General features: G+C 69.7%; 7 protein-coding genes. 6 read left to right on the top strand and 1 reads right to left on the bottom strand.

The features are described 5' to 3' along the window. Together PLJ28_RS14085 and PLJ28_RS14080 are read left to right on the top strand one after the other, a co-directional pair. The coding region (locus PLJ28_RS14085) for a hypothetical protein (protein ID WP_324590266.1) at window positions 1-402 on the top strand (402 nt) is incomplete at its 5' end. Beyond that, window positions 389-700, top strand: coding sequence for a hypothetical protein (locus tag PLJ28_RS14080; protein ID WP_324590265.1), 312 nt, complete (start codon window positions 389-391; stop codon window positions 698-700). The genes PLJ28_RS14085 and PLJ28_RS14080, both read left to right, overlap by 14 nt. Window positions 701-786: 86 nt before the next feature. Here PLJ28_RS14080 and PLJ28_RS14075 read toward each other — a convergent pair whose 3' ends face one another. Next, window positions 787-2,211, bottom strand: coding sequence for an FAD-binding oxidoreductase (locus tag PLJ28_RS14075; protein WP_298044726.1), 1,425 nt, complete (start codon window positions 2,209-2,211; stop codon window positions 787-789). Between the two features lie 534 nt (window positions 2,212-2,745). On the opposite strand from PLJ28_RS14075, the gene PLJ28_RS14070 reads away from it, so the two are divergent. The 4 genes from PLJ28_RS14070 to PLJ28_RS14055 all read left to right on the top strand — a co-directional run. Then, a complete protein-coding gene (locus PLJ28_RS14070; protein ID WP_298044725.1) occupies window positions 2,746-3,597 on the top strand; it encodes a hypothetical protein in 852 nt (283 codons plus the stop codon). 120 nt (window positions 3,598-3,717) lie between these two features. Beyond that, on the top strand, window positions 3,718-4,245 hold the full coding sequence (locus tag PLJ28_RS14065) for a single-stranded DNA-binding protein (protein WP_298044724.1): 528 nt from the start codon (window positions 3,718-3,720) through the stop codon (window positions 4,243-4,245). A gap of 164 nt (window positions 4,246-4,409) precedes the next feature. Then, complete coding sequence (locus tag PLJ28_RS14060; protein ID WP_298044722.1) at window positions 4,410-4,916, top strand: hypothetical protein; 507 nt, start codon at window positions 4,410-4,412, stop codon at window positions 4,914-4,916. Window positions 4,917-4,987: 71 nt separating this feature from the next. Beyond that, window positions 4,988-7,718, top strand: a 2,731-nt coding sequence (locus PLJ28_RS14055) for a DUF8437 domain-containing protein (protein WP_502877092.1), incomplete at its 3' end; no start/stop codon positions are given.

The following is a 7,718-nucleotide window of genomic DNA, read 5'->3' as shown; positions in this document are numbered from 1 at the left end:
ATGGCACGGCTCTCGCTCACCCGCACCGGGTCGGAAAGCTACCAGGACTACCTGCGTTCACCGGCGTGGGGGTTCCGCCGGGTGCGCTGGTTCCGCGACGCCCGCGCCCGAGGCGTCGAACCGGCCTGCCCGGTCTGCCAACTGACCCTTGAACAGGCAGGCAGTCTGGACCTGCACCACCTGCGCTACGACGGGGTCGCTCGCGACCTGGCTACCGGGGCGTGGAAGGCACGGGAGGCTGATGAGGACCTGATGCCGATGTGTCGGGCCCACCACGAACAGCTGCACGCCTGTCTGGATGCGCGCAAGGAGTACTTTGGCTGGGACCGGCGACGGGCCACGGTGCTTATCGTCGTCCGGATGATCCGCCGTCACAGAAAGAAGACCCATGACCACCAGTGATCCTGTCCCCGGCTCCACCGAGCCGCTGAACTGCGAACTGTGCCAGCGGGTCTCCGTCCTGCAGTTCCACACCACCAGCACCGACCTGCTGGACCGTGCCGAATGCCGCCGCGCCAACGGGGACGGGATGTGGCTGTGCTCGATCTGCGAAGAAGGCGTGCACCGGTGGATGGCCGCCAACCCCGGTGAAGGATCCGCCCAAGCCGCGGTGGACGAAATGGTCCAACGCCTGCTCAACCTCATCGACGGACCACCCCGGAAATACCGGCGCCAACGCCGCACCGACGACACGGTCTGACCACGCCGCCGTCCGTTAGGGGTCCAGTCAGTCCAAGGGCACGTCTGCCAAGGCTACGGTGAAGGCCGACACGCCATAGGCACCGTTCAACCGAACCGCGCGGAGAAGCTGTTCTGGAACCGCAGCCCCGGGTCGTAGTGGCGCTTGGTGGCGAAGAACTCCTCGAGCCGCGGGTACGCCTGGGCCACCTGCTCCCTGGTGTAGTGCTGCTGGTAGGGCAGGTAGAACGTTCCGCCGAGGTCCAGGGAGGATGCGACCAGGGCACGCGTCAGGGAGGCCATGTCTGCGCTGGCCTCGTCGTTGACTTCCTGGCTGAGGTAGAGCACCAGGGAGAACCGCTCCCCTTGCGCGTAGTCCAGGACGATGTCCTCGCGGTGGACCGAACGGATCGAGGCGCTGAGCAGTTGGGCGTCGTGACGGCCGAGTTGGGCCCGCAGCTCGTCGAGGAAGGGCACGATCTGGTCGGGGGGCAGGAAGTACTCGTGCAACACGTCGGTGTACTGCGGGAGCCTGTTCTGCAGGAAGCCCAGGCTCTCGTACATCGCCTGGTTGCGCCCGACCATGCACGCCTCGGCCTCGCGCAGGGCCTCGTTGCGCGACTGCAGACAACCGCGCACCCGGGGCAGCAGCTCGCGCTGCGCCGCCCACCGCAGGCGCTGCCCGAAATCACCGGTGCGGGCCAGGTTGAAGATCAGCCGACTCGCCTGGTCCGAGGCCCGCTCCTTCAGCGGCGGGACCGGCTCGGTGGTGTCGACCCGCTCGTAGGTGTAGACGATCGCCTCCTGCAGCAGGCTGTCCGGGGAGGTCGACAGGTGGGTGTAGGTCAACCGCACCGCGTCGTCGGCGGCCACCTGCGAGGCGAAGACCTGCGGGAAGTCGCGGTGCTGGATGACGGTGCTGCGCAGCCGGTACATTTCGCTGTCGACCAGGTTGAGCTCCACGTCGAGCACCACCCCGAAGAGCCCGTAGCCGCCGACGACGGCCTGGAACAGCTCGGGCTCCTGCTCTGGGCCGACCCGGTGCACGGTGCCGTCGGCGAGCATCACCCGCAGGGAGCGGATCGTGGAGGACAGGCTCCCGGCGCGAAAGTCCAGTCCGTGCGCGTTGACCGAGACCGTGCCCCCGACGCTGAGCACGTCGACGCTGGGCATGGTGGCGACCGACAGCCCGAGCGGGTGCACCGCCTCCAGCACCTGGTGCCACGTCGCTCCGGCCTGCACCGTGGCCGTCCTGGCGTGCTCGTCCACGGTGATCGCGTTCAGCCCGCGCATGTCCACCACCAACCCCCCGGGGTGGGAGGCCTGCCCGCCCAGCGCGTGCTGCGTGCCCCCGACGGAAACGACCAACTCGTTCTCCTCGGCGAACGCCAGCGCAGTCCGCACCTGGGCCTCGTCGACGGGCCGGACGACGCCGAAGACCGGGGTCCGGGTCAAACAACTGGCGTCGGACACCGTGCCGCCCTGCTGGGCCAGGCCACCGGGGTATGCCGCCGCGTCCACCGGCGCGCTCAAGCGCGCAGCGGCCTGGGCAGGCAGAGGTGGCACCGGGCTGACGACGCAGTCCTTCGCCGCAACCGGATCCCCCGACCACAACGCCAGCTGCGGGCCGCCCACGACCAACACGAGGATCAGAGCCAGCGCGGCGAGGAAGGTGCGCGCCCGTCTGCGGCGCGGTGATCGGGGTTCCGGCGGCCCAGGGCTGCCACTGCGCTGGTGCGCCACGGACGATCTCATGGCTCAGTGAACACCGGCCATCCGACCGAAGCTAGATCCAGGACGTCAAGGGCGGCCTGCGGGGGACGGGGCCCTTCCAGGTCCCGCAGCCAGCTCACACGCAACCATGAACTCAGGTCATCACCCATATAGCACGCCCTTCTGCCGGCCATCAGTCGCCTCGAACACTACGGCGCAGCACCGTCCATCTCGGCCCAGTCGGCCCGCATGCCGGGCGGCCGACATACACCGCTGCCCTCGCGTTTCGAACTGTCTGCGAGCAGGCCATTGGTCCTGCCGGATCTGACAGCAACGTGGAGGAGGGTGACACCGGTGAGTGGCAATCCGTGGGTAGACGACGAGGACGATGACACCTGGCTGACCCCGGTGACCGGCCCCGAGCCGGCGGACGGTGAGGCTTCGGGGTCCCCGCTGCCGTACCTCGACCCCGATGTCGAGGCGGCACTGGCCGCCGAGGCTCCGCCGGAGTGGTTGGGGATTCGGTGGCGCCAGATCGAACCGGGTCAGCAGTGGGACGCCTGGAACGGGTTGCGCCGGTGGGTGGACTGGTTCATCCGCGAATACCGGCTGACGACCTCGGACGTTCCGGCGTGCTGGTACCGGCACCCGAACCTGACCGCCGAGCTGTACGCGGCGATGTGCATGGAGCACAAGGTCTGGGAAGAGGGTGCTCCCGGGCTGGCACCGATGATGATGTGGCACCCCAACGTGGCCCAGCTGCGGTCCCGGCTCAAGGAGATGACCCACGAGGCCGGGTGCGTGCAGAACGGCAAGCACAAGGAACCGATCGCGTACTCCGGCACCGTGGGGGCCTACGAGCTGGACTACGACGAGGACGACTGGACCACCGCAGCCTCGACCATCCGCACCGAGAAGGTCATCGACCGCCCCACCACCGGGGTGAAATACGTCCGCGCCCGCGCCGTGGACGCCGACGGCATCGAACACGGGGCCTCCGACCCGCTGGGCCTGCGCGCCCGGCCCGTGGCCGAAGTCGGCGCGGTGCGCCTGGCGTACACCTCCGCGACTCCCGGCCAGGTAGGGGTGGCCGTGCACGTGATCGGTGGTCCCGAAGACCTCAGCGTGGTAGTCGAGGAATCGGCCGACGGGACCACCTGGTCCGCCATGCAACCAGCCCGGGACCCCGAAGACAAGGGGGACTAAGCGGCACCGTCCACGGGGATGTATGTCGGCCGCGAGTCCAGACAACCCGAGCGAACTACGAGCACAGGGGCCTGAAGGGCCCACACGGCATGAAGGGTGTGGTGAGTGGAGATGGTGAGCGTGGGCAAGAAGACGGTGCAGGGCAATCTGACCGGGGACCCCCGGCCGGTGCGGACCAAGGCCGGCCAGGAGCTGGTGGTGATGACGGTGGCGGAGAACAACCGCCGCTTCAACGAGGACTCCCGGACGTGGGAGGACGCCGAGGCCACGTTCTACGACGTGGCGGTGGAGCGGGCCCAGTTGCGCGAAAACGTGCTGTCCTGTCTGCACAAGGGCGACCGGGTCACGGTCACCGGGGACCACCGGGTGGAGCCGTATGCCACGAGCACCGGCAAGCCGGGACTGAACCACCGTCTCTGGGCCGAGGACGTGGCCGCCTCCATGCAGTTCAACCCGGTCGCGGTCCTGCCCCGCGAACCCCACCGAGACGCGGCCGCTGTGGTCTCCTCCCCCGAAAAGTCCACGGACCGGACGGCAGGCCAGGGCCTGCGCCCGGAGGAGATGACGCCGGAGGCGTTCGCGGAGTGGTCGGCCGGGCAGCCGCCGTTGGTCCCCCATCAGGACCAGAGCGCCGGGCTCGTCCGGTAACCGGACCGTTCACTCACCGTCGCTCGATGGCCGGGGGCTTGACCGCTTCCCGGCCGTCGTGCAGTTATGTCAGAGAAGGAGCCCGAGCGTGGCGAAGCGGAGCAATCAGGTGGCCGGTCAGATCTCGGTGTTTGACCTGCTGGCCGATATGGAAGGAACCGAAAATGCAGGACGGGCTGCGGGACGGGACGATGCCGGATCCGATCGAGGATCCGCGGCAGGACACCACCAGCGAGCTGTTGGGCTGGGAAGTCGACCGGTGGGAGATCGACCGGACGGTGTGGCAGCACCCGCACGAGACGACGCCGTACGGGACCACGCTGGTGGAGGCCTTCGAGGCGGCGCACCCGGACGGGGAAGTGACGGTGATCGACCTGATGCTGTCCCTGGACCAGTACCAGAGGGCCAGCGAGGAGTTCGAGGACTACCTGATCGGGATCGTGCAGTCCCGGGGGATGCAGTTGGCCCCGGATCGGGTGGAGCCGGTGGAGGCCGAGGCCCTGTTGAAGCTGCCGAAGCGGGCGCAGCTGCGGGTGTTCGACCAGCTGACGGTGCTGGCCGGGCAGGTGTTCGACTGGATGCGATCCCAGGGGATGGACCCGGTACCGGGGGCGAGCACCCTGCCACCGCTGGTGACCGAGGCCGACCGGGAGCAGATCGAGAGAAGCTGACCGGGTCCCCGGTCGACTGGACCGGAGGCACCGGGCGCCCGGCCACCGCCACCCGCCGGTTCCTGGCCAACGTGGCCGCCCTGCAGACCCTGGCCGAACTCGATGACGCCGGACGCTACGCCACCACCCAGGACCAGGACGAGCTGTCCCGATGGTCCAGCTGGGGGGCGCTGCCGGAGGTCTTCGACGACACCGCCGACACCTTCTCCCCCGAGGACCGGGCCCTGGTCCGGGACCTGCTGGGCCCGGAGGGGTGGGAGCAGGCCAAGGCCACCACCCTGAACGCCCATTACACCGACCCCGCCCACGCCCAAGCGATCTGGGGTGCCCTGTCCCGGGCGGGATTCACCGGGGGCCGGGTCCTGGAGCCGGGCTGCGGGTCCGGGGAATTCATCGGCCAGGCCTCCACCGGGACCCAGATGGTGGGGGTGGAGCTCGACACGACGACCGCGCGGATCGCCGCCCACCTGCACCCCTCCCACGAGGTCCACGCGGCCGGGTTCGAACAGGTCCGCCTGGGTGAGGACAGCTTCCACGCCGTGGTCGGCAACGTCCCGTTCGGCTCCTTCCCGGTGGCCGATGCGAAGTACAACGGGCAGAACCTGTCGATCCACAACTACTTCATCGCCAAGTCCCTCCGGCTGACCGCCCCGGGCGGGTACGTGGCGGTGATGACCTCCACCTGGACCATGGACGCCCAGCGGGCCTCGGCCCGCCGGGAATTCGCCCGCTACGCCGACCTGGTCGGCGCGGTCCGCCTGCCGAACGGGGCGATGCAGGACAGTGCCGGCACGGACGTGAAGACCGACGTGCTGATCTTCCGGCGCCGCGAGCCCGGGGCGAAGATCGACCAGGACGCCGTCGCCGCCTGGGTCGAACCGGCGGTCATCGAAGCCCCCGACCGGGACGGGGAGACCCACCAGGTGCCCGCGTCCCGGTACTTCGCCGAGCACCCCGAGAACGTGCTCGGCACCCTGCGGGCGGCCAGTGACCCCTGGGGCGGGATGTCCTACCGCGTCGACCCACCCGCCGGGGACCTCACCGCGCTGATGACCGAGCGTCTGGCCGCGGTGGTCGACGCGGCCAAGGACACCGGGCTGGGCTACTCCCCCGACCCGATGCCCGTTGAGCTTGCTCCGGGGTTGCACTTCCCGCCGGTGGCCGAGGCCGCCGTCGGGCACGTCCGCTTCGACCCCGCCGTGGGCGGCTTCGCCCGGTACGGGGCACAACTGGCGTGGGAACCGGTCAAGGTCCCCCGCGCCCGCGCCGTGGAGGCCCGGGCCCTGCTGGTTCTGCGCGACCAGGCGGTTCAGGTCATGCGAACCCAATCCGAGGGCCGCGGCCAGGAGGCCGCCGAGGCCGCCCGGGAGAAGTTGCGCACCGGGTGGCAGGACTACGTGGACAGCTACGGGCCGATCAACCGCTCCGAGGACATCTGGAAGACACCCCGGCCCCAGGAGCAGGCGCAGAAGGTGCGGGAATTGGAGGCCGCGTGGCGGGCCACCCTGCCCGAGGACGGGGAGATGGACCGCTCCGAGGTCCCCGTCCCGGACGAGCTGGCCACCCAGTGGGCCGCCGAAGCCGCCGAACCCGAGTTCAGCCACCGGCGCCAGCCGCACCTGGAGTTCCTGGCCGGAGACCCGAAACTGGGCCTGCTGCGGGCGTGCGAGGTGTTCGATGAGCAAGAACAGACCGCCGAGCCGGCGGCCCTGTTGACTCGTGATGTCATCGAGTACCGGCCCCGGCCCGAGCGGGCCGAGTCGGTGGAGGACGCCATCGCGATCAGCCTGGACGAGACCCGCACCGTGGACGTGGACCGGGTGGCCGGGCTGCTCGGCGTGGACGCGGACGAGGCGCAGACGATGATGGCCGGGCATGTGTTCACCGACCCCGAGTCCGGGATGCTCACCCCGAAGGTCGCCTACCTGTCGGGGAACGTCCGCACCAAGCTGGCCGCAGCGCGCCAGGCGGTTCAGAACGGTGGAGACTACGCGGTGAATGTGGCCGCGTTGGAGGCGGTGCTGCCGGCGGACGTGGACATCCGCGATGTGGTGGTCAACCCCGGCGTGCACTGGGTTCCGCAGGAGATCTACGAGGACTTCGTCCGCGACACCTTCGAGGTCGCCACCGAGGTGAAGTTCAACCCGGCCGTGGAGGCCTGGGAGGTCGCCTCCCCCAAGGGCGGGTTCTCCGCCTCGGTGCGGTACCAGTGGGGCACGAACAAGCGCACCCCGGCCGCCCTGCTGGCCGCGACCATGAACTATAAGTCGGTGGTGGTGAGGGAGAAGGACGCCGACGGGACCTACCGCAAGGACGAGGCCGCGACCACCGCCGCGAGAGAGAAGATCGACGCGATTCGAACCCGCTTCAACGCCTGGGTCACCGAGGACCCCACCCGCGCGGCCCGGTTGCAGAGCCTGTACAACGAGGCGTTCAACTCGATGGTCGCCCCGGACTACGACCAGATGGGCCAGCGGCTGGAACTGCCCGGACTGGAAGCCGACCGGGTTCCGTACTCCTATCAGCGTTCGGCCGTTGCTCGGGCGGTGAACGAACCGGCCGTGCTGCTGGACCATGTGGTGGGGGCCGGCAAGACCGGCACCATGGTCATGGCCGCCATGGAGCTTCGTCGGACGGGGATTGCCCACCGCCCCGCGATGGTGGTGCCCAATCATCTGGTGGAGCAGATCAACCGCGAGTTCGTCGAGTGGTACCCCGACGCCAACGTCCTCGCCGTGCCGACCGGACTGACGGTGGCTGGTCGGCGGGACTGGATGGCGATGGCCGCCGCCGGGGACTGGG

The organism is Citricoccus sp. (genome assembly GCF_035445025.1).
Taxonomy (GTDB): domain Bacteria; phylum Actinomycetota; class Actinomycetes; order Actinomycetales; family Micrococcaceae; genus Citricoccus.
The sequence above is the reverse complement of the archived record's forward strand: the minus strand, read 5'-3'. Positions and strand labels throughout refer to the sequence as shown.